Annotated in this window: 25 protein-coding genes; 13 read left to right on the forward strand and 12 right to left on the reverse strand. The window is 70.3% G+C overall.

Annotated features, from left to right (window positions below):
* Positions 1 to 8: 8 nt before the first annotated feature.
* Positions 9 to 770, reverse strand: a complete 762-nt coding sequence (locus ACQPY0_RS21600; RefSeq protein WP_432991585.1) for a cyclase family protein — start codon at positions 768 to 770, stop codon at positions 9 to 11.
* Between the two features lie 79 nt (positions 771 to 849).
* Between ACQPY0_RS21600 and ACQPY0_RS21605 the strand changes: the two genes are divergently transcribed.
* The 3 genes from ACQPY0_RS21605 to ACQPY0_RS21615 all read left to right on the forward strand — a co-directional run bounded on the left by ACQPY0_RS21605 (position 850) and on the right by ACQPY0_RS21615 (position 4,280).
* Positions 850 to 1,278, forward strand: a complete 429-nt coding sequence (locus ACQPY0_RS21605; protein WP_432991587.1) for a Crp/Fnr family transcriptional regulator — start codon at positions 850 to 852, stop codon at positions 1,276 to 1,278.
* 1 nt (position 1,279) lies between these two features.
* Complete coding sequence (locus ACQPY0_RS21610) at positions 1,280 to 3,517, forward strand: FAD-dependent oxidoreductase (RefSeq protein ID WP_432991589.1); 2,238 nt, start codon at positions 1,280 to 1,282, stop codon at positions 3,515 to 3,517.
* 256 nt (positions 3,518 to 3,773) lie between these two features.
* Positions 3,774 to 4,280, forward strand: a complete 507-nt coding sequence (locus tag ACQPY0_RS21615) for a TnsA-like heteromeric transposase endonuclease subunit (protein WP_432991591.1) — start codon at positions 3,774 to 3,776, stop codon at positions 4,278 to 4,280.
* A gap of 430 nt (positions 4,281 to 4,710) precedes the next feature.
* Here the strand turns inward: ACQPY0_RS21615 and ACQPY0_RS21620 are convergent, their stop codons facing one another.
* Positions 4,711 to 4,953, reverse strand: coding sequence for a hypothetical protein (locus ACQPY0_RS21620; RefSeq protein WP_432991593.1), 243 nt, complete (start codon positions 4,951 to 4,953; stop codon positions 4,711 to 4,713).
* Between the two features lie 110 nt (positions 4,954 to 5,063).
* Between ACQPY0_RS21620 and ACQPY0_RS21625 the strand changes: the two genes are divergently transcribed.
* Both ACQPY0_RS21625 and ACQPY0_RS21630 read left to right on the forward strand, forming a co-directional pair.
* Positions 5,064 to 6,107, forward strand: a complete 1,044-nt coding sequence (locus tag ACQPY0_RS21625; protein ID WP_432991595.1) for a hypothetical protein — start codon at positions 5,064 to 5,066, stop codon at positions 6,105 to 6,107.
* 288 nt (positions 6,108 to 6,395) lie between these two features.
* Positions 6,396 to 8,366 (forward strand): hypothetical protein, encoded by a 1,971-nt coding sequence (locus ACQPY0_RS21630; RefSeq protein WP_432991597.1) that lies wholly within the window; start codon positions 6,396 to 6,398, stop codon positions 8,364 to 8,366.
* Here ACQPY0_RS21630 and ACQPY0_RS21635 read toward each other — a convergent pair.
* On the reverse strand, positions 8,347 to 8,496 hold the full coding sequence (locus tag ACQPY0_RS21635; RefSeq protein WP_432991599.1) for a hypothetical protein: 150 nt from the start codon (positions 8,494 to 8,496) through the stop codon (positions 8,347 to 8,349). The two genes, ACQPY0_RS21630 and ACQPY0_RS21635, sit on opposite strands and share 20 nt — an antisense overlap.
* 497 nt (positions 8,497 to 8,993) lie before the next feature.
* Between ACQPY0_RS21635 and ACQPY0_RS21640 the strand changes: the two genes are divergently transcribed.
* From ACQPY0_RS21640 to ACQPY0_RS21650, 3 genes are read left to right on the forward strand one after another with little or no spacing between them, the layout of a single operon-like run.
* Complete coding sequence (locus ACQPY0_RS21640) at positions 8,994 to 9,146, forward strand: hypothetical protein (RefSeq protein WP_432991601.1); 153 nt, start codon at positions 8,994 to 8,996, stop codon at positions 9,144 to 9,146.
* Positions 9,127 to 9,462: a hypothetical protein gene (locus ACQPY0_RS21645; protein ID WP_432991603.1), complete on the forward strand. Its 336-nt coding sequence runs from the start codon at positions 9,127 to 9,129 to the stop codon at positions 9,460 to 9,462. The genes ACQPY0_RS21640 and ACQPY0_RS21645 overlap by 20 nt, the downstream gene beginning before the upstream one ends.
* The gene (locus ACQPY0_RS21650; protein WP_432991605.1) at positions 9,459 to 10,115 is read left to right on the forward strand and encodes a hypothetical protein; all 657 of its coding nucleotides are present in this window, start codon (positions 9,459 to 9,461) and stop codon (positions 10,113 to 10,115) included. The genes ACQPY0_RS21645 and ACQPY0_RS21650 overlap by 4 nt, the downstream gene beginning before the upstream one ends.
* 470 nt (positions 10,116 to 10,585) lie before the next feature.
* On the opposite strand, the gene ACQPY0_RS21655 is transcribed toward ACQPY0_RS21650, so the two are convergent.
* From ACQPY0_RS21655 to ACQPY0_RS21680, 6 genes are all read right to left on the reverse strand, one after another.
* On the reverse strand, positions 10,586 to 10,918 hold the full coding sequence (locus ACQPY0_RS21655; protein WP_432991607.1) for a winged helix-turn-helix domain-containing protein: 333 nt from the start codon (positions 10,916 to 10,918) through the stop codon (positions 10,586 to 10,588).
* Positions 10,918 to 11,649 (reverse strand): hypothetical protein, encoded by a 732-nt coding sequence (locus ACQPY0_RS21660; RefSeq protein ID WP_432991609.1) that lies wholly within the window; start codon positions 11,647 to 11,649, stop codon positions 10,918 to 10,920. Before ACQPY0_RS21660 ends, ACQPY0_RS21655 begins: the two co-directional genes overlap by 1 nt.
* Positions 11,650 to 11,999: 350 nt before the next feature.
* Positions 12,000 to 12,395, reverse strand: coding sequence for a DUF6262 family protein (locus ACQPY0_RS21665; protein ID WP_432991611.1), 396 nt, complete (start codon positions 12,393 to 12,395; stop codon positions 12,000 to 12,002).
* A complete protein-coding gene (locus ACQPY0_RS21670) occupies positions 12,385 to 14,592 on the reverse strand; it encodes a tyrosine-type recombinase/integrase (RefSeq protein WP_432991613.1) in 2,208 nt (735 codons plus the stop codon). Before ACQPY0_RS21670 ends, ACQPY0_RS21665 begins: the two co-directional genes overlap by 11 nt.
* Before the next feature lie 29 nt (positions 14,593 to 14,621).
* Positions 14,622 to 15,737 carry a tyrosine-type recombinase/integrase gene (locus ACQPY0_RS21675; RefSeq protein ID WP_432991615.1) on the reverse strand — a complete coding sequence of 372 codons (1,116 nt, stop codon included), beginning with the start codon at positions 15,735 to 15,737 and terminating at the stop codon, positions 14,622 to 14,624.
* Between the two features lie 66 nt (positions 15,738 to 15,803).
* Positions 15,804 to 16,079, reverse strand: a complete 276-nt coding sequence (locus tag ACQPY0_RS21680; protein ID WP_432991617.1) for a hypothetical protein — start codon at positions 16,077 to 16,079, stop codon at positions 15,804 to 15,806.
* A gap of 133 nt (positions 16,080 to 16,212) precedes the next feature.
* Here ACQPY0_RS21680 and ACQPY0_RS21685 point away from each other — a divergent pair, with 133 nt between their 5' ends.
* The 4 genes from ACQPY0_RS21685 (at position 16,213) to ACQPY0_RS21700 (ending at position 19,212) form a co-directional block, all read left to right on the forward strand.
* The gene (locus tag ACQPY0_RS21685; RefSeq protein ID WP_432991619.1) at positions 16,213 to 16,911 is read left to right on the forward strand and encodes a TniQ family protein; all 699 of its coding nucleotides are present in this window, start codon (positions 16,213 to 16,215) and stop codon (positions 16,909 to 16,911) included.
* A 108-nt stretch (positions 16,912 to 17,019) separates the two neighbouring features.
* Positions 17,020 to 17,763, forward strand: coding sequence for a hypothetical protein (locus ACQPY0_RS21690; RefSeq protein WP_432991621.1), 744 nt, complete (start codon positions 17,020 to 17,022; stop codon positions 17,761 to 17,763).
* Positions 17,760 to 18,143, forward strand: a complete 384-nt coding sequence (locus ACQPY0_RS21695) for a GntR family transcriptional regulator (RefSeq protein WP_432991623.1) — start codon at positions 17,760 to 17,762, stop codon at positions 18,141 to 18,143. The genes ACQPY0_RS21690 and ACQPY0_RS21695 overlap by 4 nt, the downstream gene beginning before the upstream one ends.
* A 340-nt stretch (positions 18,144 to 18,483) precedes the next feature.
* Positions 18,484 to 19,212 (forward strand): FAD-dependent oxidoreductase, encoded by a 729-nt coding sequence (locus ACQPY0_RS21700; RefSeq protein WP_432991625.1) that lies wholly within the window; start codon positions 18,484 to 18,486, stop codon positions 19,210 to 19,212.
* A 90-nt stretch (positions 19,213 to 19,302) separates the two neighbouring features.
* On the opposite strand, the gene ACQPY0_RS21705 is transcribed toward ACQPY0_RS21700, so the two are convergent.
* Entirely contained in the window at positions 19,303 to 20,166 is an 864-nt protein-coding gene (locus tag ACQPY0_RS21705; protein ID WP_432991627.1) for an NAD(P)H-binding protein, read from the reverse strand.
* Positions 20,153 to 20,521 carry a VOC family protein gene (locus ACQPY0_RS21710; RefSeq protein ID WP_432991629.1) on the reverse strand — a complete coding sequence of 123 codons (369 nt, stop codon included), beginning with the start codon at positions 20,519 to 20,521 and terminating at the stop codon, positions 20,153 to 20,155. Before ACQPY0_RS21710 ends, ACQPY0_RS21705 begins: the two co-directional genes overlap by 14 nt.
* A gap of 63 nt (positions 20,522 to 20,584) precedes the next feature.
* Between ACQPY0_RS21710 and ACQPY0_RS21715 the strand changes: the two genes are divergently transcribed.
* On the forward strand, positions 20,585 to 21,043 hold the full coding sequence (locus ACQPY0_RS21715; RefSeq protein WP_432991631.1) for a MarR family winged helix-turn-helix transcriptional regulator: 459 nt from the start codon (positions 20,585 to 20,587) through the stop codon (positions 21,041 to 21,043).
* A gap of 133 nt (positions 21,044 to 21,176) precedes the next feature.
* Here the strand turns inward: ACQPY0_RS21715 and ACQPY0_RS21720 are convergent, their stop codons facing one another.
* Positions 21,177 to 22,160, reverse strand: a complete 984-nt coding sequence (locus ACQPY0_RS21720) for a hypothetical protein (RefSeq protein ID WP_432991633.1) — start codon at positions 22,158 to 22,160, stop codon at positions 21,177 to 21,179.
* Positions 22,161 to 22,206 lie beyond the last annotated feature (46 nt).

Below are 22,206 nucleotides of genomic sequence, written 5' to 3' on the forward strand. Positions count from 1 at the left end.
CGGCGGCCTCAGCGCTCGACGAGGGCGAGGACGCGGGCCGGGCTGCCGGAGCCGCGCACGATCGGCAGCGGGGCGGCGAGCACCACGGCGCCGGTCGGCGGGAGGCGGTCGAGGTTGCGCAGCTGGGTCAGCCCGTACTTCCCCGCGCCCAGCAGGAACGAGTGGCACGGGAACGGCGGGTCGAACGAGTGCGCGGCGCCCGCGTCGGTGCCGACGGTCTCCACGCCCATCCCGGCGATCGGGGTCTGCTCGGCGAGCCACTCCGCGCAGGCGGGGGAGACACCGGGGGTGTTGCCGGCGTTGAGGTAGGCGGCGTCGTCGTCGCCGCGGGCGTCCCAGCCGGTGCGGTACAGCAGCCATCCGCCCGCGGGCAGCGGCCCGTGCTCGGCCTCCCACGCCTGGACGTCCTCGATCCGCAGCAGGTAGCCGGGGTCGGCGGCGGCCTGCTCGCAGCGGTCGATGACGACGGCGGGCGCCAGCAGCTTGCGGGCCGGCACCTGGGCGACGTCCTCGCCGTCGCGGCCGGTCACCCAGTGGATCGGAGCGTCGAAGTGGGTGCCGGTGTGCTCGCCCGCGCGGAAATTGTTCCAGTACCACGCCGGGCCGCGCTCGTCGTACTTGCTGATCTCCTCGAACTGGAAGCGCCACGTGTTGCCGAACGGCTCGGGCAGTTGCAGGATCGGCGTGTCACCGCTCAACGGCGCCGTCAGATCGACGACCTCGATCGAACCGGCGGTGACGGCGTCCATCAGATCGGTCAGGAGCGACATGCGGCGACCGTAGGCGCGTCATCCACCGCCGTCAACGCCCAAAACGGGGCTTGCGTGTACGAGATACTGTCTGCGATCGATGGACGACTCCCTGTTCGCGTATCCGGGCGCACCGCCCGTTTCCGGCGAAGCCGCGCTCCTGCGCGACGCCGGCGACCGCGCGTGGGCGCTGGTGCGCGAGCACGCGCCGGCGCGCCGGTTCCGGGCCGGCGAGACGGTGCTCGCCGCCGGCGCCGCCGAGCGCTGCCTGTGGATCGTCGCCGAGGGGCGCGTCGCCACCGGCACCGGCGCGGTGGGGCCCGGCGGGGTCTTCGGCGAGCTGGGGTTCCTCGACGGGGAGCCGGCGCCCGCGACCGTCCGCGCGTTGACCGGCGCCACGGTCCTGCGCCTGACCCTGGAGCGCTTCGAGGTCCTCGCCGGCCAGGACCCGGCGCTGGCCCGGCACCTGCTGTTCGACCTCGCCCGCGGGCTGGCGCTGCGCCTGCGCGACTTGCGCCGGCTGGTCTGACGTGGACGGGCACGGGTCGCTGACGGCGACGATCGACCTGCGCGCCCGCCGGATCACCGTGACCGTCGCCGAGCCCGGCCGGCCCGATCGGCAGGTACCCGTCACGGGCCCGGCCGAGATCGGCCGCGGCGACGCCCTGATCGGCCTGGAGCATCCCGGGGTGTCCCGGCGCCACGCGCGGCTGGAGGTGCTCGGCGACCGGCTCGTCGTCACCGATCTGGGCAGCCGCAACGGCACCCACGTCGACGGCCGGCGCATCACCGCCCCGACGGTCGTCGCGCCCGGTGGCGTGATCGGCGTGGCCGGCGCCCGGATCACCGTCGCCGGCACCGCGCCGCCGCAGCGACGTCCACGTCCGGAAACCGATCCGTTTCCGAACTACCTGAAACTGCGCCGCCGCGTCCCGGCCGGGGTCTGGTACGCCGCCCAGATCGTCGCCGTGGCCGCTGTGCTGACACTGATCGGTTTCCTGGTGGTACGGCCCGGTGTCGGACTGGCGCTGTTGTGGCGCGGCGTCGTGCCGGCACTGCCGCTGCTGTGGCTGCTCGCCCCCGGCGTGTGGCGCAACAGCTGCCCGCTCGCCGCCACCAACCAGCTGCCGAGACTCCTGGGCGCCTGGTCCGGGCCGGCCGGCGCGAAGCCACGCCGAGCCAAACTGGGCGCGATCACCCTGGGCCGGGAACCGCCACGCTGGCTGAAACAGCACGGTTTCGCGATCGGCGCCGGGCTGTTCGTGCTCGCGGTCGGCCTGCGCCGCCCGCTGTTCGACCACAGCGGACCCGCGAGCGCCGCGCTGCTGGCCGCCGCCCTGCTCGGCGCGCTCACCGGCGGGCTGCTGCTAAAGGGCAAGAGCGGCTGGTGCTCCTCGATCTGCCCGCTGCTGCCGATCCAGCGCCTCTATGGGCAAACCCCGTTCGCGGTGGTGCCCAACAGCCACTGCCGCCCGTGCGTGGGCTGCGCCAAGCACTGCTACGACTTCAACCCGAAGGTGGCGTACCAGGCCGACCTGCACGACCGCGACCCGGCCTGGACCGTGCCGCGCAAGGCGTTCGCGGGCGCGATGCCCGGCGTGGTGCTCGGCTACTTCGCGTTCCCGGCCGCGTTCTTCCCACTCGCCGTGCTCGCCGCCGCGGGCACGTACTTCGTCCTCGAGCGCCTCCCGCGGGTCCGCCCGAGCCTGCTCGCCGCGGGCTACGGCGCCGTGGCGATCTCGCTGTACTACTGGTTCGCCGCCCCGTTCCTGGCGCTGAGGCTCGCCGTGCCGGTCGTCGCCGTGGTGTGGCTGTGGCGCACGCACGGGGTACGGCTGCGCTACTTCCGCCACGCCGCCGCCGCGCCCGCGATCGCCACCGCGCTGCCGCTCGCCGCGCCCGGCCCGGCCGGGCCGGAGGTGACCTTCCAGCCGCACGGCCGCCGGGTCGTCGCCGAGCCCGGCGCCAGCCTGCTGGAGCTCGCCGAGCGCGACGGCCTGCCGATCGAGGCCGGCTGCCGGATGGGCGTCTGCGGCGCCGACCCGGTCCGCGTCATCTCCGGCGAGCTGTCCCCGCCGACCGAGGAGGAGGCCGCGACCCTGCGCCGCCTCGACCTCGGCCCGTCGGCCCGGCTGGCCTGCTGCGCCCGGGTCCGCGGCCCCGCCGTCGTCGACCTGGCCGCCGCGCCCGAGCCGCCGCCCGGGCCGCCGGCCGCGCCCGCCCTGGTGAAGCAGTCCGGCCGCCGGCTCGTCATCATCGGCAACGGCATCGCGGGCGTGACCGTGGCGCAGGAGGTGCGCCGGGCCGACCCCGCGTGCGACATCCAGCTCGTGGGGCGGGAGCCGCACCCGCTGTACAACCGCATGGGCATCGGCCGGATGGTCTACGGGCGCTCGGCGATGACCGGGCTGTTCCTGCAGGCCGAGGACTGGTACGAGCGGCGCGGCATCACCAGCTGGCTCAACACCCGGGCCACCGAATTGTCCACAGTAGACCGGACGGTGACGCTGGGGACCGGGGCGACGCTGCGCTACGACGTCCTCGTCCTGGCCACCGGCGCCCGCGCCACCGTCCCCGATCTGCCGGGCGCCGCCCTGCCCGGCTGCTTCGTCCTGCGCGACGCCGACGACGCCATCCGCATCCGCGCCTACGCCCAGGAGCATCGGGCGTTGTCCGGTGCCATCGAAACTTGTCCGGTGCCATCGAAGCTTGTCCGACTGGCGGCGTGGCGCCATCGAAGTTTGTCCACCGGACGCGATGCTGTCTGAGTGACGCTCGTGGATGAGCTTGTGGTCTCGACGGCGGTAGAGGGTCGATCGACGTTCGCGGTCAAGTTCGTGGACGGAGACGGTGGGGTCCAACGCGGGCGCCTCGGGTCCTACTGGCAGGTGTAGTTCGAGCAGGTGCTGCCGGTACGGCAATTTCGATGGGCCAAGGGGATGGGCAGTTTCGCCGGCTGGTGGTGGTCGGAGACGATGGCGCAGCACGTGGGGTTTCGAATCCTGGCTCGAACGCGACCACGCGATGGACCTGGACCAGGACCGGGATGTGGTGGCGTTTGCGTCGCAGCCGTTCTGGTTGCTGTGGACGCAGCACGGCCGGATGCGTCGGCACGCGCCGGATTTCTTCGCTCGGCGCGCTGACAGGACTGCTGTGGTGATCGACGTGCGTCCCGAGGATCGCATCGAACAGGCTGACGCGGAGGCATTCGATGCGACGGCGAGGGCGTGTGCCGAGGTTGGGTGGTCCTACCGCCGGGTCGGTACGCCGGATCCGGTGCTCGTGGCGAACGTGCGGTGGTTGGCGCGGTATCGACATCCTCGTTGCCGGGGCCGGCGCGACGTCGTCGAGGCGCTCCTGGCGGTGTTCGCCGAGCCGACCGGCTTATTCGCTGGCGTGGCGGAAGTCGGGGATCGGCTTGCGGTGCTGCCGGTGGCGTATCACCTGCTGTGGCGGCAGGTGCTTCGGGTTGACCTGACTACCGAGCCGTTACGGCCGGGGAGCCTGGTCCGGGTGGGTCGGCAGCCATGAGCGGACCGGCCGTGCTGACAATTGGGGACCGCGTGCGCGCTGACGCGGCGGTGCACACCGTAGTCGGGTTCTCAGGCGTGTTGGTGCGGTTGGTCGACGCGTGCGGTGGCATGACCGAGATGCCGCTGACGTCGCTTCAGTCCAGACCGGACTTCGCGGTGCTGGACCGTCCGGCACCCCGGGCACTGCCAGCGATGGGGTTGCTGGAACGACTGCCCGACGAGGTTGTCGCGCGGGCGTTGTGGTGGGAGCCGCATATTCTCGAGGTGCTGCATGGCGTCCGGCCTGACGCGGCACCGGGCACCGTACCTCAATCGTTGTACGACCCGTCGTTGCACTCGCTGACCAGCCGGGAGCGAGCGAAGGCGGCCGAGTTGTCCGCTGACGGGCAGGCGGTGACCGCCAGAACGGTCAAGTACCTGCGGCAACGCTACGAGGCACGGGGCGTGGTCGGTCTGGTTGACCACCGTGCCGACAAGCGCACCGCCGAGTTCGGGCGGGTCGACGCCCAGGTGGTCGAGGCGATGCGCGCCGCGATCGAGGAGACGACCCAGTCCTCGACCCGCACGGCCGGGTTCGTGCTGTGGCGGACGGTGCAGATGGTGCAGCAGTCGCCGGACGCGGCGACGCTGGTGATGCCGTCGCGGCGGACGTTGTATCGGTTGTTCGGCAAGCTGGCGCAGGGCCGGCATACGACGGGGTCGGTGCGCACCCGCCGGTCGGAGGCGAACCGCCCGGCGCCACCGTTCGGGCAGGTGACACCCCTGCGCGCCCGGCGAGTTGGTGCAGATCGACTCGACGCCGTTGGACGTGCTGGTCCGGCTCGACGACGCCGTGGTGGGACGGGTGGAGATGACCGGGATGATCGACGTAGCGACCCGGACGGTGACCGCCGCGGTGCTGCGCCCGACCACGAAGGCGTTGGACGCGTCGGTGCTGTTGGCCCGTACGGTGACCCCGGAGCCGATGCGGCCGGGCTGGGTCGATGCGTTGCGGATGTCGCACTCGGTGCTGCCGTTCACGCGGTTGCTGAGCATCGACGAGCGGTTGGCGCACGCGGCGGCACGGCTGGTGATCGTGCCGGAGACGATCGTGTGTGATCACGGCAAGGTGTTCATCTCCCGTGCTTTCCGATCGTCGTGCCGGTTTCTGGGGATCAACTTCCAACCGGCGCACAAGGGGACGCCGACCGACAAGCCGCATGTCGAGCGGATGCTGGGTTCGGTGGCGACGCTGTTCGCGCAGTTCGTCACCGGCTACACCGGTTCGAACGTCGAACGGCGCGGCGTCAAGGTCGAAGACGGTCCCCTGTGGTCGATGCTGGAACTGCAGGAGTTGCTGGACGAGTGGCTCGTCGCGGCGTGGCAGAACCGTCCGCACGACGAGTTACGTGATCCGGCCGCGCCGGGCCGCGCGTTCACCCGAACGAGAAGTACGCCGCGCTGGTCGAGGCGGCAGGGTACGTGCCGGTGGCGTTATCCGCCGACGACTACGTCGAGTTGCTCCCGCCCCGTTGGCAGGCGATCAACGCTTACGGCATCCGGATCAACCGCCGCACCTACGACGACGAGGGGCTCAACCCGATCCGTCGGCAGCGTTCCGGAGTCAAGGAGAAGAAGGGGCTATGGGAGATCCACCACGATCCGTACGACGTGTCGCGGGTGTGGGTGCGCAACCACCGCGATGGTGGCTGTGGCTTCGTCGGTGAGTCTGGGACCCTTTTGTCAGTCAGCTCGGGTCCACCGTCCGACGGTTCAATCGTGTGTTCGTCAGTTCGGGACCCACCACGATGGCGGTTCTCGTAACGGTCAGCAGCGGCAGCAGTAGCCTGCAGCGGTGGGCTCATTGGGACCGGACGTCGCCGAGATGTCGCAGGCTCATCGTGATCGCTGGTTTCCGCCCTGCACCGTCTCCCAGCACGCCCGCGTCTTGCGGTAGACGACCCGCCGACCAGCACCACCAGGCGGCTCTGCCCGCCAGCCGCGGCGGCCACCGCCTCGGCCAACTGTCCGTCGTGTGCCCGGCCGTAGCTCCGTCCGTGTCGACCCGCCAGCTGGAATGAAATGCCGCCCGGTACCGCGACGGCCGTAGGGCTGCCTCTTTAGGCTGTCGGGCATGACCCCGGCGGCACTGCCCGACGACCCCGGCGCGGAACTACGCGACCTCGCGGCCGCCCGGGCCGCGGCCGCCGCCCGCACCGACGAGGCACTTGACGCTGGCGGACCGGCGTTGACCGTCGTCGAGGAGATCCGCCACGGGCTGCTGGCCGCGAGCGTGCGCACTGTCATCAACGCCGTCTCGCCCCGGCTCGCCGAGCGGCTGGTCGACGCCGGCCTGTGGCCGATCGAGGGGGCCGTCGCGCACGCAGCGCTGTATCCCGGCGTGTATGCCCGCGTGGACCTGCTCACCCGGCTGCTGCCGCGTCTGCCCGAGGACTGCCGCCCCGCGCTCGCCGCCGAGGTGCTCGACGCCGCGCGGGGCCTGGACGGGCACACCGCCGCCGGCCTGTACGCCGCGCTCGGTGACCACCTCGCCCCCGGCGACCGGGCTGTGGTCGTCGCCGCGGCCCGCGCCCTGCCCGACGACGGGCACCGCTGCCTGGCGCTCACCGGCCTGGCCGCGCACTTGTCCGGCGCGGCGCGGGCCGAGGCGCTGCGCCTCGCCGAGACCCGCGCCGCAGCGCTGGCTCGGCTGGCCCCGCACCTGACCCCGGCCGAACTCGCCGCTGCGCGGCGCGCGGCCGAGGCCCTGCCGGAGCCGGCCGGCCGGGCCGAGGCCCTGGCTGGCCTCGCACCCTATGTGCCCGCGCCCGACCGCGCCGGGGTCGTCAGGGCCGCGTTCGCCGCGGCGGCGCAAATGCCCGACGATGTGCGCGGAACCGGGCGGCTCGTCGCGCTGGCCCCGCTGCTGCCGGACGACCTCGTCGAGGCTGCCTTGGCCGCGGTCCTGGACCTCTGGCTGCCGCATCTGCTCACCGCGCTGCGCCGGCTGGCGCCCCGCCTGTCGCCCGCGCAGCTCGAGCGGGCGGCCGACGAGCTGGACCGGTTCGTGGTCGACGAGTTCCGCGGCCGCGGGTACGTGGTGCTGGCCCCCTACCTGCCGCCGGAGCGTGTCCGGCGGATGGTCTCGGCCGCCGCCGGGTTCCCCGGCCGGCCCGAGCGCATGGCAACGACGATCGGCCTGGCGCCGTACCTCCCGCCGGACGACCGGCAGGCCGCCCTGACCCGCGCGCTCGCCGACGCGCCGGGTATCGACGACCACGACGAGCGGGCCGCCGTGGTCGCCGCGCTGATGCCGCACCTGACGGGCGAAGCGCGGCGGCGCGGGCGCGCGGCCTCGGCCGCACTCGTCCCGTCGGTCGGCTCCTACGCGCTGCCCCTCGTCGCCCCGCACCTGGACCCGTCCGCGCGGGACGTGGTCGTGGCCAGCGCGCTCGCCCGCGCGACCGCGTATCCGGCCCGTACCGACCTGGTCGCCCGGCTGGCGCCGCTGCTGAGCGGCGAGCAGCTCGTCGCGGCGCTCGCGCACGCCGAGGGCGTCGGGTTCCTGCCGGACCGGGTCGCGGGCGTGATCGCCCTGCTGCCGCATCTGCCGGCCGGGACGCGTGACGCGGCGCTGGGGCGGCTCATGGCCGCCGTCGACGCCGAGACCAATCCGATCAGCCGGGCGCGGCTCCTCGGCGACCTCGCCCCGCACCTGTCGCCGACCGGGCGCGCTGCCGCGCTCGCGACGGCGGTCGAGCTCATCGCGACGATCGGGCGGCCGTACAGCCGCGCGTATGCGCTGGCCGCCGTCCGGCCGCACCTGCCGGCCGCGGAGGGCGCGGGGATCGCCGCCGGGACGCTCGCCGACGCGGCCCGGATCGGCGCGGAGGAGGTGGCCCTCGCCCGGCAGTTCATCGACCCGCCGGCCGGGGACGCGCGGCCGCCGGTGGCGCGTATCCGGGCCGCGTTGGACGCCGGCGGGCGGGGCGAGGTGCTCGCCGCGCTCGCGCCGCTGGTGCCCGCGGTCGTCGAGGTGGGCGGGCCGGGCGCGGCGGGGCGGCTGCTCGACGTCGTGGGCGAGGTTACTGAGCGGTGGCCGTAGCCAGGCGCGCCTGGATGCCGGTCAGCAGCAGGCCGTGGTCGAAGTCGGTGTCCGGGTCGGGGCGCTGCAAGCCATCCTCGCCCTCGCCGACACCGCCCACCACGTCCGCTGGGACGGCGACATGCGCCACCTGCCCTCCGTCGGCGCCCTCATCGCACCCCCGACACGCACCCCTAACTCGTCGTCAAACAGGACAACAACGGCACCACCTTCGTGGTCAGCGACATCGAGATCCCGGTCTCACCGACACCATCGAACGCTCCACGCGCACCGAGCGCCGCCCGATCAGAACCTGGACCCACCCGACCAGCCGGGACATCCCGACACTGCCGCAACCCACCTACCCAGACCTCGCCGCAGGTGTCTGTTGACACCGGACCTGGCCCAAACGCCAACGCCGTGACCAGGGCGGATCAGATTGGATGGCAACGCGGAAGGGCCGGGCCGACCCTGCCCGCACGATGTCCGGCAGCGGCCGAGCTGCCGACGGCGGGGGCTCTACCAGCGGCGGTGCAACTTCCGTGACAAGAAGCGGCAGCGGAGCACGTTCAGTGGCAAGCGGATCAACTGCGCTGGCAATGGACAGCAGGCTCCGAACCGCCTGTCTGATCAGTCCACTCTGACCAGGTGGGTCCCGAACTCGCCAACAACGATCAAGAGAAAGCGATCAACCTGGGCCCCGAAGTCACGCACATCTGGGCCCGGTTCTCACCGACGAAGCCATGGCTGGATCACCGCATTCTGGAAGCACCTGCACCGGGTGCCGACACCGTTCGGTGAACTGGCCTGGGACCACGTGCGTCACGAGCGGCCCGACGGCAGTGAGGAACAGCTCGCTGACGCGGTGGCCGCGCTGTTGTCCCGCGCTCATGAAGGCCCGGAACGGGATGCCCGTCGCACCCGGCGGGCGCTGCGGGTTGCAGCACGGACCCGCGCAACCAGCCGCGCTGCGGCGCAGCCAGGCACGGCCGCGCCGGCACCGCCAGATCTCGTCCCGCATGACCCGGTGCTCGAAGACGAGGAGGACGACACCCCGATGGCGCCCGTGATCCCGTTGCCGCTGTTCGACCCGTTCGCCGAGGCGAGACGCCGATGACCACGACGGCCAACACCGACACGACCGAAGGCGGCCCGCGACCCGACGAGCCTGCCGAGCAGACATGGGCCGGCGGGCAGGTGGAGTATCACCGGCATCTGACCACCTTGGAAGGCTGGCGGCAGTTCACCGCCGCCGAGGTCGCCGCGCCCGCGCTGCTACCGGCCGCCAAGTGGAAGGCGCTGACCGACGTCGACCGGGCCGGATACGACGAACACCGGCTGGACTACCACACCCACATGGCGGTCGTCGCGACCAGCACCCTGCGCCAGGTTGTCAACGCCGGACGACGGCTGGCGTTGCTCAACCGGCATGCGGGAAGCGCCCGGCGGGGTCTGATCTTGTCCGGCGCGGCCGGCACCGGCAAGACCACCGCCATCACCCAACTCGGCAAGACCCATGAGGCCACCGACCGGCTGCGCTACCCTGGGCTGGCGCGGATCCCGGTGGTCTACGTGACCGTCCCCCCCGGCGGCCACGCCAAGGATGCTGACGGTGGAGTTTGCCCGGTTCCTCGGCCTGCCCATGACCTACCGGGCCAACATGACCGACGTGATCGAGGCCGTCTGCGGTGTCGCCGTCGACGCTCACGTCGGCCTGGTCTGTGTCGACGAGAGCCACGATTTGCAGCTGTCGACCCGCAGCGGCGCTGAGGTGTCCGACACTCTGAAGTACTTCTCCGTTCGTTATCTTGAGCTGAAAAAAGGATCATCGACTTGACCTGCGGGAATGTGCTGAGGACAGTGTCGATAACGCGGTCGTCAGCAGGGGCCGATGATCGCTTGAGATTTCTTCCTCGGCGTGTCGGGGGCGCGGCCGAGGACATTGCCTGGCCTCGTTGGTGAGAAGCGACACCACTTGGTCGTTGGCGACGACCGCATCCACGGACGGGTGAAGTCTGTGGTCGCGAGTTCCGACACCACCTCGGCGGTGGGCATCAGCGGGTCCGGGTGAGGGGCTTGCCGACGCCGCCCATGTCGAAGGTCGATCTCTACGCGGCGATCCGTCGGGACGCGCGCGGGGCCGGTAGTTTCGGCCCGCTCGAGCGAGCTGCTGCCGGAATGAACCCTTGCTAAGCCGCGGGCGGACCGGATCCGGTCCGCGCACGTCGGCTGGCCGCCGGTCACCGGTCGGCGGTCGGCGGCATCTCCGCTTGTTCGACCTGCTGGATGAGTTGCTTGAGGTGGGCGATTTCGGCGTGCAGGGCGGTCTGCCCGGCGGCGGTGAGGGTGACCCAGGTGCGCGGGCGCTTGCCCTCGTAGCCCTTCTCGATCTGGATCAGCTCGGCCTTCTCCAGGACGGTCAGGTGCTGCCCGAGGTTACCGGCGGTCAGCTGCAGGGTGGTACGGAGGAAGCCGAACTCGGCTTGGCGGGCCTGGTGGGTGATGGCCATGATGCCGAGCCGGACGCGCTGGTGGACGACGTCGTCGAGGCCGTTGGCGGGGTGATCGGTCATCACGCGCGAACCTTGGCGGTCGGACGGAACAGGGCGAAGACGGCGGCGCCCAGTAGCAGCACCGCCGCCGGGACGAGTAGATACGGCAGGAAGAACCACGGCGACGACGAGTGAATGACCTGGTTGCCCTGCACCATCCCGATCGCCAGGTAGACGAGGGTGTACGCCAGCAGCGCCCAGTGGCGTTCGACCCAGGCGAGCACCAGCAGCGCCAGCCCGATCACCGCCAGGGGACTGGCCAGCCCGTTAATGAGCCACGCGGCTGGCCCGACCTCGATCTGCACCGGGTCGGTGGAGAAGGGGTCGGCGGGGACAGGAAGGAGCGGGTGGAACGTCAACCAGATCGACACGGCCGTCATCAGGACGGCCAACGCGACACCGACGACGACGTAGGGACGGATGAGGGTGCCCACGCCGCGCCGTCGAGACTTCCTGACGTAGAAGCCTGCGATCGCCGCGTAGGCGAGCACCAGCGCGACCGTCCAGTATCCGAGATCCGCCGGGTTGGGCGCAGCGCAGACCCTGTGCCCCGGGCTTGATCGGCAGGTGCCGAACAGGTCGAGGTAGGGGGCGTAGCGGTAGACGGGTATCGCGACCAGGGTGATCGTCGCGAAGACCAGCAGCGGGAACCAGGTGCCGCGCTGGGCGACACGGACCTGGCGCGTCAGGTCACGCAAGGCCGCCAGCAGCTCGTGAGGACTGTTCCCCTGGGGGACGGATTCGTGTGCCATGACTTAAGCTTTGCATTGCAGACTTATCTGTGCAAGAGAGTCCGGGCGCGTTTCGCGTGCCGGGCCGTGACGGGAGATCCGACACGGCCCGGCCGCGAGCGGCCAGGTTCTGTTTCCGGCGCAGCCCACTTGTGGTGGTCAGTGGCGCGACTACCGGCAGGTCGTCAACGCGATCTACTGGATCAAGCGCACCGGTTCGCCGTGACGTGACCTGCCCGAACGGCACGGGCTGTGGAAGACCGCCTACCAGCGGTTCCGGCGCTGGGGCGAGCGGGCCCCACGATCAATAACTGCGGTCACTACTCGCGACCATTGACCATGAACTGATGCGGATCATGGTGCCCAAGCTCTCACCGACGAAGCCAATTGCCCGCTCGGCGGTCGCCGAGGGCCAGGGCGAGCGCTTCGCGAAGCTGCTGGTTTTCCGCTTCCAGCCGTCGGATGCGATCGGCTGCGACCTCCAGCCGGCGCAACAGCGATGCGTCGGATGCGCGCTGCCGAACTGGAACTGGCTGGCCCGATGGAGCCGGATTTCTCCGGGCGCGGAGGCGTTCGATCTCGGCGCGCAGGTCGGGTTGGGTGTAGAGCCAGGATCGGGAGACATGGGCGTGCTTGGCGACAGCGTCGAAGGTGATCAGCAGCCCGGATTTGTCCATGCGGCGCAGGGCGGCGACGGCACGCTTGCGGGTGGCTGCCGCCCTACGGTGGGCGGCGGCGATGACGTGGTGGGAGTTGTCAGCCTGCATCGGCGGTGTCCTCTGGCTGGTCCTTCTCGACCTCACCGATCATGCGGTCCAGGTTGGCCAGGACTTGGTGGTTCATCTCGATCATGCGGTCGTGTCCTTTGGCCTTGGAGACGTCGATGAGGGTGAGCGTGCGGTGGCGCTGCTCATGCAGTTCGGGCAGGAACTCCGGCCCGGTCAGGAACACCGGGCAGGTCAAACAGGCGTTGGCGTGCGGGCAGCTTTTCTGTAGCGGCAGGCCGCAGTAGCCGTTCGGCAGGGTCTGGGTGGCCATGCCGTAGCGGGTCTTGGCCCACTGCGCCTGGGCCAGCGGCCCGTCCGGGTCGATCGAGACCCTCTCACCCTTGATGTTGACCTTCGTGGCCTCCTGCCAGTGGCGGCGCACGGTCTGATCGGTCAGTTTGGCGTAGTGGCTGGTCATTTGGTGTGACTCGTGGTCGAACAGTACCCGTACCACCTCTTGCGGGACGTCGCGGTTGATGAGACGGCAGGCGAAGGTGTGCCGCCATTGGTGGGGTGTCAGGTGCACCGGGCGACCGTGTTCGTCGCGGATATCGCAGGCTTGCAGCCAACAGTTCAGCTTCCGGCGGTAGGTGCCGGGATCGAGCGGGACGTTGCCGGAGACGTTGGAACGCTCACGCGGGAACAACAGCCGTGTTCCGTCTGGCCACCGCTGCAGCACCGCGCGTTGCTGCTCACCGATCCCGGCTTCGAGCTCTTCGTCGATGGGAACGGCGGCTTCGCGTTTCATCTTGGTGTTGAAGTAGCGAAGGTAGGGAGCGCCTTGCCCGTCGTGGACCACGCAGTCGAACGCGAGCGACAAGGCGCTCGAGACCCGCAGACCACACCGGGTGAGGATCAGGGTGACCAGCTTGGCGGACAGGTCCGACCAACGGCCCAGATTGGCCGGCGATTCGACCTGGGCCATGACGAACTCCGCCAGCCGGCGGTCCACCTGAGCGCGGATCGGGGGCGTGTCACCGGCATAGAACGTGGCCCTGCCCGGCAGGCTGTCGTCCCAGCCGTGCTGGCGAACGGCCTGGAAGAAGACGTTGAGCGCGCTGATCCGGTGTCTCTTCACGTCGTTGCCGCCGGGTTGGGACAGCGCATGGGCCAGGTAGCGCTCCAGCAGTGGCCGGTCGATGTCGGCGAGCGAGTGGACACCGACCAGGGCAAGGAAATCGCTGAACCGGATCAGGGCATCGACTCCGGCGCGGGCCGCGCCGATGCTCAGCCCGGACGTCAGCCGCAGCCTGGTCCACCGTTTACCCAGATCACGCAGCTGAGGATGGGCGATCCGGTCGAACCGCAACCGGACCCGGGGACATGGGCGCCCGCCGGGCCCGGCGATGCCGGGCAGCCTGTCCAACCGCCAGACATCCCTGTCATATTCGCTCGCCCAGCCGATCCCGTCGCGCAGGGCCTCGATCGCGTAGCGGGCATCGAGCAGGAAGATCAGCGATTGGTTGGGCCGGGATGCGGCCGCGACGCGCCACTGTTGTTCGCTCAGCTCCAGCAGCGAGGCGATGCCCAGCGTCATGACGAGCCGGACGGCGGGTGTGACCATGCGAGGAGGCGCGACACGAGAGCGGGCGTCGTAGCGGCATTGCAGCGCGTACTGGATCTCCAGTCGCGGCTGCGGGGCCAGGGCTCGCAGATCGATGTGGGCGGTGCCGACCAACTCGCAGTCGGTGACGAACCGTTCGAGATCGGGCCGACCGTGCCGAACCCAGCGGTCGTCATGACCAGGGCAGAACACCTTCGCGGGACTGTCGACCCACAGATCGCAGAACGGCAGTCGGCACTCGGCCGACGCAGAGCCGGTGGGGACCAAGTCGGGGGCTTCCCAGACGGCCAGGTCCGGCCGTCCGGAACGCTTCCAATAGCCGTTGTGCTTGCGGCACAACCCGTTTCGGTCCCAGCGACCGTGCCGGCATCCTGTCATGACGCAGGCTGCGAGGGCTCTACGGCCCCGTGTCGGCGGTCCGGGATCGGCCAGGAATTCCTCCATCGACGAGTAGCCCCGCTTGCGGAAGCGCTGCGAGTGGGCGCAGCACAGCCGTTGCGCAAGCGCCTCCGCGGTCCGGTCGCAGTCGGTGACGATGCACTGGTCGGAGACGAACACGGGGTCGTTCGGCGCGGGAACGTAGACGTCGGCACGAAATTCCGTCCGGACGACGGCCATCAGCTTCGCCAGCACCGATCCCGCAGTAGGCTTCGCTGCGGCCCTCACCAGCGAACCTCCTGCCCGGTGAACCAGCCGGCGGCCTCGAGGGTCTTGCGCGCGTCCTCGACCGTGAGGTGCCCGTAGGTGTCGATCGTGGTGGCGATCGAGGCGTGGCCGAGGAGCTCCTTCACCGCCTCCATGCCCGCGCCGCGGCGAAGCAGCCAGGTCGCGTAGGTGTGGCGGTATTGGTGGGGCTCGAAGTCGATGCCGGTGCGCTCGCGAAGTCCCAGAACCAGGTCGTAGACGGCCGGGTAGGCCCACGCTCGGCCGCGTGGCTCCGCCCAGATGTTGACGAACACGTAGTCGGAGTCCAGCGCCCCGTACTCGCGGTTGAGGTAGTCGGCATACAGGCGCATCAACTCCGGGCTGGCCGGAATCACGCGGGACCGGCCGGCTTTGGCGCGGGCGAGGTTGTCGTTGTCCCGCGGCATCACGGTGACCTCGCACTCGGCGATCCCCATGTCTTCGTGCCGCAGGCCCAGGGCCTCGCCAATGCGAACGCCAGTGTCCAGCAAGATCGCGAACAGCAGGCGGTCCCGCAGATGCTCGCAGGCATCCAGGACCGCCTGAACCTGTTTGACTGTAAGGACTCTCGGCCGGGGAGGCGAGGTCTTCAGTTTGATCTCGCGCCGGCGCTCGGGCTTGTTCTTGGTGACGTGCTGGAGGAACGGCTTATATGACGTCGCCGATCTGCGGTGGCCGGCAGGCTGCATCCTGACCAGAAGCCCGGCGAGGTCGACGCCGTGGCGGGCATGGAACTCGCAGAACGAGGTCAACGCCGCCAGCTTCCGGTTCACGCTGGCTGCCGAGCAGTGGTGCTCCACCGTTGGCAGCACAGCAACCCGGCCGTCGCGGGCCTCCGGCGGCAGCCGCAACCAGGCGACGAACCCCGCCGCATCCTCCAACGTCACCGACTGCCAGCCGAGCCCGTGCCGGGACAGGTAGGCCCACCAGTCCTTCAGGTCGTGGGCGTAGGCCTTGACCGTGTTCGGAGACTTCTCGACCGACGCCAAAAAGGCCAGGAACCGCTCGACCGGCTCGACCGGAACCAATTCGTCGCCCAGCAGTGTCCAGGACTCGCGCCCGGTCTCCGGCATGATCACGCGCTGCACGCGCATCGCACCTCCCGTTTCCGTGATGGAAAGCGGAAGGTAATCCCATCCACGACGACATCCCCGGGAACCTCAACCCCCGTCGACTACGTCACGGACATGCCTGTACTGGCTCCAGATAACGAACGCATTCCCGCCACGTTCGTCTACGCCGGCATTGATGTCGAGCGCGAGGGCCTGTTCTCCGGCACCCGCGGCAGGCAGATCGCTGGACGCTTCACCCTGGTCGAGACCGTGCCGTTTCCCTACACCACGGAATGGCAGGGCCTGGTCGCCTCCCTGGAGCAAGCGCTGCGCCTGCACCATCACCGCACCGGAACGCTCAGCCGGCTCGACCAGTACCTGCACCAACGCACCGGCGGAATGATCGGCAGCCTGTCCCACCTGATCCGCGGCGCCGCGATCGAGGCCATCCTCGACGGCACCGAGAAGATCTCGACCACGCCGCCGACCACTACCGCACCCGCGCCCAACCCACCACGTGAGCGACCACCGTCCGGTCGCCGAGCAGGAGCAGCTGCGTACCCTGCCGATCGCGGTCCGGCCACGTCACGGCGAAACCGTCGAGTCCTACATCCGCCGGCTCGCCCACGCCAACCACCTGCGCCCCAGCTACCTACGCCGCTATCTCGCCGGCCGGCCGACCTGGCTCTCAGCGGTCCGCCCAGAACGCCTCGTCGCGCTGTCCGGACGCACCGCGGACACGCTCACCAGAGCACTCACCGATTTCCACGTCGAGAAACACCGGCCGCAACGCACTGACCGGCTCCGCCGGCGCCACTCGGAGAAACCCGCCCTCTATCGCGCCATCCGCGCGACCCTCGCCGCCGAACCCGACATCAGCGTCCACGGCCTCTGCAAACGCTTCCGCGTCGGCGCCCGAACCGTGGCCCTCGCGGTTGCTTCCCCCGAGCCTCCACCCTGGAAGCCACCCAACAAGACGTCCCTGCTCGCACTCCCCGCCCTCATCGACGAACTGCTCGACGCCCACCCCCAACGTCTCGGCCCTGCACATCTGGGAACGCATCCTCGACACCACCGACATCGAGGTCTCCTACGGCAACGTCACCCTCGTCGTCAGACAACGGCGGAGCAAGCCGTGAGCGACCGCCGAGATCCGGGCAGCCCACGGCAGCGGGAAAGCGCGTCTGCCGGTTCGCCGCCGCGGCGCCGGCGGTGATTGCATCAAGGCCTTGATACAAGTGCGCGCCACTGCTAACTTGTTGCAATCGAGTGATACAAGCAAGGAGAACAGATGGCTCGCGGGCGACTCCTACGGCTTGCCGGCATGTCTGCCGGTCTCCTGGCGGCGATTCTGCTGGCGGCGGGGCCGGAGGCTGATATCGGCCCGGCCGTCGCGATGCCCGTGATGGCCGCGCTGCTCGCCGCGGGTCTGCTGGCGGCGGACCGAACGGTGGCCCGGCCGGAAAGCGCCGGCGTGCGGACAGCCCGTCTGGTGCGGCGTCGCGTGCTCGACATCGTGCCGATAGGGCCAGCCGCCGGCGTATTCGTGCTCACGGTCGGCCTGAGCGGCCTGCTCGCCGTCACCAGTGCCGCGTCAACGCCGCACAACTTCTCCGAGATCACACCGGCAAACCCGGACGATGGACGACACATCGGGTGCCTCTCTGGAGGCATGACCCAGTCAGGGCCGTGGCCGGGTTGGTACTACGCGATTCCAGTCCTCGCCACGATCGCGGTGGCAGTCGTCGCTCTGCGGGGGGTCGTCGCGCGCCCCTTTGCCGAATCCGCCGCCTGTTCGGGCGACACCTACCGTCGTCGGACCGCGTCTGCGATCGTTGCCGCCGTCGGCCTCGTCGTCGCCGTGCCGCTGGCCGGTGCCGCCTACTTCGCCTACTCGGTGCTCGGCCAGCCGCTTGTCTGCCAAGAGCCGGTGGCGTCGCAAACGCGGCCCTGGCTCATCGCCGTGCTGATCATCGCGTCGGCCGCCGCCGCCTACTACGCGGCACGGCTGGTGTTTCCGGCCGCCACCCCGGCTGAGCCACGCCCGACGGTCACGGCCGTCCGATGAACGCCGAACCGCTGATCACGATTGATCCGAGCCAACCGGCGCCGCCGTACGTGCAGATCCGGGACCAGATCGCCGACCTCGTAAGCGCTGGCGAGTTGAAGGAAGGCGCACGGCTGCCGCCGGTGCGACAGCTTGCCGCCGACCTCGGGCTGGCGACCCGCACCGTTGCCCGGGCATACCAGGAGCTGGAGGTCAGCGGCTACGTGGCCACGCGCCGGGGCGGCGGCACCCGCGTCGCACCTCAGCCGGGCGCCGTCAGCCGACGCAGAGCGGTGATCGTCCAGCAGCGCGCCCGCGAGTACGTGGACAGCGTACGTCGGCTCGGCGTCGACGCTGACGAAGCGCTCGCCGCTGTGCGGGACGCGTTCAGCAATCGTTGACTCCACCAGGGACTGAGCTGGCAGTGATCCGCGGATCGATGACGCCGTGCGTAGAAACCTCGACGAGCCAGTACGCGCGGCAAACTGCCTTCTGGCAACGCCGAGATACGCCTTGGCGAAGTTATGCAGCCACTCGCGGCAGCACAGCAACCGGCCTTCGATGAGCACCGCGCACCAATCGGGCAAACTTCGATGGCACACCTGTCCAGTCCGACGGCCAACTCCGCCAACGTCGCCAGACGATCCAGCATGCATCCGTGCCATCCAATTGTGTCGACGCAGGCAGCGGCCCTGAAGCCGGACCATCTTGGATGGCGAAGGACAGGCGTCCCGTGCGGTCGTGGTCGGCGCCGGGCCGCTCGCCGTCGAGGGCGCCTACGCCCTGCACCGGCTGGGCCTGGCCGTGTCGATCGCCGTCCGCGGCCCGCACCTGCTGGCCCGCCACCTCGATGCGCGCGCCGCGGCGCTGCTGAGCGCCTATCTCACCGCCCGCGGGATCGCCGTGGTGGCGCCCGCCGCCGTCGCGGCGCTGGAGGGCACCGGGCGGGTCCGCACCGTGGCGCTGGCCGACGGCCGGAGGATGAGCGCGGATATCGTACTGCTCTGTGCCGGCGCCGCCCCCGAAGCGGACCTGGCCCGGGCCGCGGGCCTGCCGGTCCGGCGGGGGATCGTCGTCGACGACCGGCTGCGGGCCGCGCCGGGCGTCTACGCCGCGGGCGACGCCGCCGAGGTGCGCGGCGCCGTCAGTGGGCTGTGGCCGGCGGCCGTGCGCCACGGCGAGGTCGTCGCGGCGAACATCCTCGGCGGCGACCGGACCGCCGGCGTCGACCGGACCCCGATCCTGGTCAAGGACATCGGCCTGGACGTGCTGGCGGCCGGGCGCCTGGTCGCCGCCGCGACCGATCGGGTGGTGGCCGAAGGCGACGGCACGACGTACCGCCGCCTCCTCTACGCCGGCGACACCCTGACCGGCGCGATCCTGGTCGGCCTGCCCCGCGAGGCACCCACGGTCCTGGCCGCCTTACGCTCCCCAGTGGACGGTTCCTCCTGGATGGCCGCTTCAACGTGATCCAGACTGGCGGTGTTGATCCAGAATCGCTGATCGGGAGAAGGGACGGCGCGAGCCGAGGTTGCCGGCTCGGCGCGGCGGCCCAACTGTTCACTCTGCCGTCAGTCCCTCGACAAGGCCGGTCGTTGGCCTGCCGAGGAGCCGGGAAAGATCGTCACCGACCCGAGCAAAAACCCCGGCAGCGATGGTTTCGTCGAGACTTACCAAGAAGCTGGCCAGCTCGCCGTCCATCCCCGAATTGATGAGCGCTACCTGCAACGCTTCGGGAGTGACAGGCTGGTAAGTGACGTCTCGCTCCAGCACGACCGACATCGCTTCGGCAATGTCGGCGTAGGTGAAGTTCGTGTCGCCTGAGAGGCTGTACGTGACATTGTCGTGCCCATCTGTGGTGACAACGATGGCCAATGCCTCAGCCAGGTCCTTCCGGCTGGCTGCCGCAACGACGGCGTCACCGGTCGCCGCGGCGAGAACGCCGGTGAAGCGGGGGCCGGCCAGCGCCTGAAGGTAGTTCTCGATGTACCAGGTGTTCCGCAGGATCGTGTACGTCACACCGGAAGCGGTAAGAGCATCCTCGGTCGCCCTGTGGTCCGCATTGATCTCGAACCGGTCATCGTCGGCTCGAACTCCGCTGGTGTAGTAGACGTGTCGGACATTCGCGTTCGTCGCAGCCTTGATGACCGACTCGTGCTGAGCGAGGCGATTCGGGTCGCGGCCCGAGATCAACACAATGTCAGTGTGCCCGGCAACCAGTTCTGCGACGCCGACTGAATCCGACAGATCGACGGCAGCGGTGCCGAAACCGGCGGAGGCAAGTTCCCCGAGGCGCAATTGATTCCGACCGACCGCGGTGATCGTTTTGGGACTGCTTCCCCGGGCGGCCAGCGCGTCCAGGACGTGGCGACCGAGTGCCCCGGTAGCCCCAAAAACCAGGGTGCTCGACTCAGGCACGGTCATGGAGAGTGATCTGGTAGCCGTCGGGGTCGGCGAAGGTGAATGTTCGACCGAAGGGGCCGTCGATCGGCGCGGAGACGATGGTGTGACCGTCGGCCACGAGGGCATCGTGAATGGCCTGAACGTCTGTGGCGTGGAGCCAGATCGCGGCACCGATGCCGGGCTGAGCAACGGATGTGAGATCGGTGCCGGGAATGACGTCGCGGACCGCGAACGCGATCGGCTTCGTGTCGAAGACAACGGCGTGCGGAGGGCCGGCCTGCGAGCGGACGAGGCCGAGGTACTGCTCGTAGAACGCCTGCGAAGCGTCGAGGTCGCGCACTTGCAGCGAGATGAAGTCGGGGCCGGTGGCGGGCAAGATGGTGCTCCTTCTCTTCATGTCAGCTTCCTGACACGGACCAAGGTATGTCAGAATGCTGACATGAGTCAAGACGGTGCCGGCGTCGATCTGGAAAAATCACTGGGCTACCTGCTGAAAGAGGCGTCGAGCGCCCTCCGCGCGGCCATGGAGGAGGTGCTGCGGCCGCTCGGGATGAGCGTGACGCGCTACGCCTGCCTCGAACTGCTGGCTCAACGGCCAGGCTTGTCGAACTCCGAGCTCGCGCGGGGCGCCTTCGTGACTCGGCAGTCGATGAACGTGCTGCTCCAGGCCCTGGAACGAGAGGGCTACGTGACCAGGCCGGCGGAGGCGCCCGTCGGGAAGGTTCTTCCCACGCGGCTCACGCCACGCGGCCAACAGAGCCTGGAGAAGGCGAGCGTAGCGGTCCGGTCCGTCGAGGTCAGAATGCTGGCCGGCATGACCGGGACCGAGCAGTCAGACGCGTTCCGGATCCTGAAGAGCATGATCCATTCCCTGCGCGACGGCGACGACGGTTCATAGCTCCGCTCTTGCCACGGCCAGGCTCACTCATCCTCACCGGCGTCCGGGTCGCGCAGCGCCCACGCGACGTTGTGGTGCGCACGTGCGCCGGGTCGGCTTCGACGGTCCGTAGCGCGGGAGCGGCGGCACGGCGTCAATGGGTCAGGCGCAGGCGTTGTCGCGGGAGCCGGCGGCGGGCGACGACGATGGCCGTCTGAACGGCGAGGACGGCGATGAACGCGCTGATCGCCAGGATCACGATCCAGGACCAGATTCGGTACCCGGGCGGGCGCGCGTAGTCGATCCAGTGCAGCGTGAAGGTGGCGACGGCGGCGTACGGGAAGGCGAATGCCCAGAAGCCGAGTGTGAAGGACAGCTTCCGGTACAACCCGATGAGCCGCACCTGGACCATGACGGCGAGCAGCGTGTAGCCGCCGAGCGCGAAGGTGACGGCGTCGGCCCGGCCGTGCGTGATGGCCAGGTACGCCAGGCCGGCGAGGGCGGGCGGTGCCGCCTCGATCGCCAGGGTCGGACGTAACGGCGCTGGCAGCGGTCCCCGCAGGTACAGCCGGGACACGATGATCGCCTCGAGGACCAGCCACGACACCAGACCGAGGCCGAAGAAGGTCCGGGCCAGGCCGGTCCAGCCGGCCAGGGCGGCACCGATGGCCGCGATGAGCCCGCCCGCGACGGCGGGCAGAACGTATCCGGGGTGCAACTGCTCCGGCTCGACACCCTCGGTGATCCACTGGCCGGTCACCCAGCCGGCCAGGGCGATCGTGACGGTGATGAACACCCCGAGCAGCCAGCGTCCGGCGGCCGGGCTGCTCGGCAGCAGGCCGATCCCCAGGAGCATGCCGACGATCGGAATCAGCGCGACGAACGGCCCGAACACCGGGTGAGCCAGTTCGGCGCGCCACCGCCCGGGCCGGCGCGGCACCTGCGCGACATAGCCGGCCAGCAGCGCCAGCCAGACCACGGCGGCGACGGCGAATATGATGTCGGACACGAGCGCCGGAGCCAGCCCCACCTGCGCGGCGTACCGCCAGCCGACCGCGAGGCCGGCCACACCGTACGCGATGCCGAAGAGGTTCGGGGTGATACTGGCGGGCGAGCCGGTCGTCGGCGGCGTGCTCATTCGGTCCCCCACGAAAGGTTCCACAGTCGGCCGGCGCACGTCTACC

It is taken from the genome of Dactylosporangium sp. CA-233914, from assembly GCF_050942935.1.
In the GTDB taxonomy this organism is placed as follows: domain Bacteria; phylum Actinomycetota; class Actinomycetes; order Mycobacteriales; family Micromonosporaceae; genus Dactylosporangium.

Coding starts and splice junctions, on each gene's coding strand:
- ACQPY0_RS21630 (WP_432991597.1), top strand. CDS start 6,396: ATGACCCCGGCGGCACTGCCCGACGACCCCGGCGCGGAACTACGCGAC.
- ACQPY0_RS21650 (WP_432991605.1), top strand. CDS start 9,459: ATGACCACGACGGCCAACACCGACACGACCGAAGGCGGCCCGCGACCC.
- ACQPY0_RS21660 (WP_432991609.1), bottom strand. CDS start 11,649: ATGGCACACGAATCCGTCCCCCAGGGGAACAGTCCTCACGAGCTGCTG.
- ACQPY0_RS21655 (WP_432991607.1), bottom strand. CDS start 10,918: ATGACCGATCACCCCGCCAACGGCCTCGACGACGTCGTCCACCAGCGC.
- ACQPY0_RS21665 (WP_432991611.1), bottom strand. CDS start 12,395: ATGCAGGCTGACAACTCCCACCACGTCATCGCCGCCGCCCACCGTAGG.
- ACQPY0_RS21605 (WP_432991587.1), top strand. CDS start 850: ATGGACGACTCCCTGTTCGCGTATCCGGGCGCACCGCCCGTTTCCGGC.
- ACQPY0_RS21720 (WP_432991633.1), bottom strand. CDS start 22,160: ATGAGCACGCCGCCGACGACCGGCTCGCCCGCCAGTATCACCCCGAAC.
- ACQPY0_RS21695 (WP_432991623.1), top strand. CDS start 17,760: ATGAACGCCGAACCGCTGATCACGATTGATCCGAGCCAACCGGCGCCG.
- ACQPY0_RS21715 (WP_432991631.1), top strand. CDS start 20,585: ATGAGTCAAGACGGTGCCGGCGTCGATCTGGAAAAATCACTGGGCTAC.
- ACQPY0_RS21615 (WP_432991591.1), top strand. CDS start 3,774: ATGGACCTGGACCAGGACCGGGATGTGGTGGCGTTTGCGTCGCAGCCG.
- ACQPY0_RS21690 (WP_432991621.1), top strand. CDS start 17,020: ATGTCTGCCGGTCTCCTGGCGGCGATTCTGCTGGCGGCGGGGCCGGAG.
- ACQPY0_RS21600 (WP_432991585.1), bottom strand. CDS start 770: ATGTCGCTCCTGACCGATCTGATGGACGCCGTCACCGCCGGTTCGATC.
- ACQPY0_RS21705 (WP_432991627.1), bottom strand. CDS start 20,166: ATGACCGTGCCTGAGTCGAGCACCCTGGTTTTTGGGGCTACCGGGGCA.
- ACQPY0_RS21675 (WP_432991615.1), bottom strand. CDS start 15,737: ATGCGCGTGCAGCGCGTGATCATGCCGGAGACCGGGCGCGAGTCCTGG.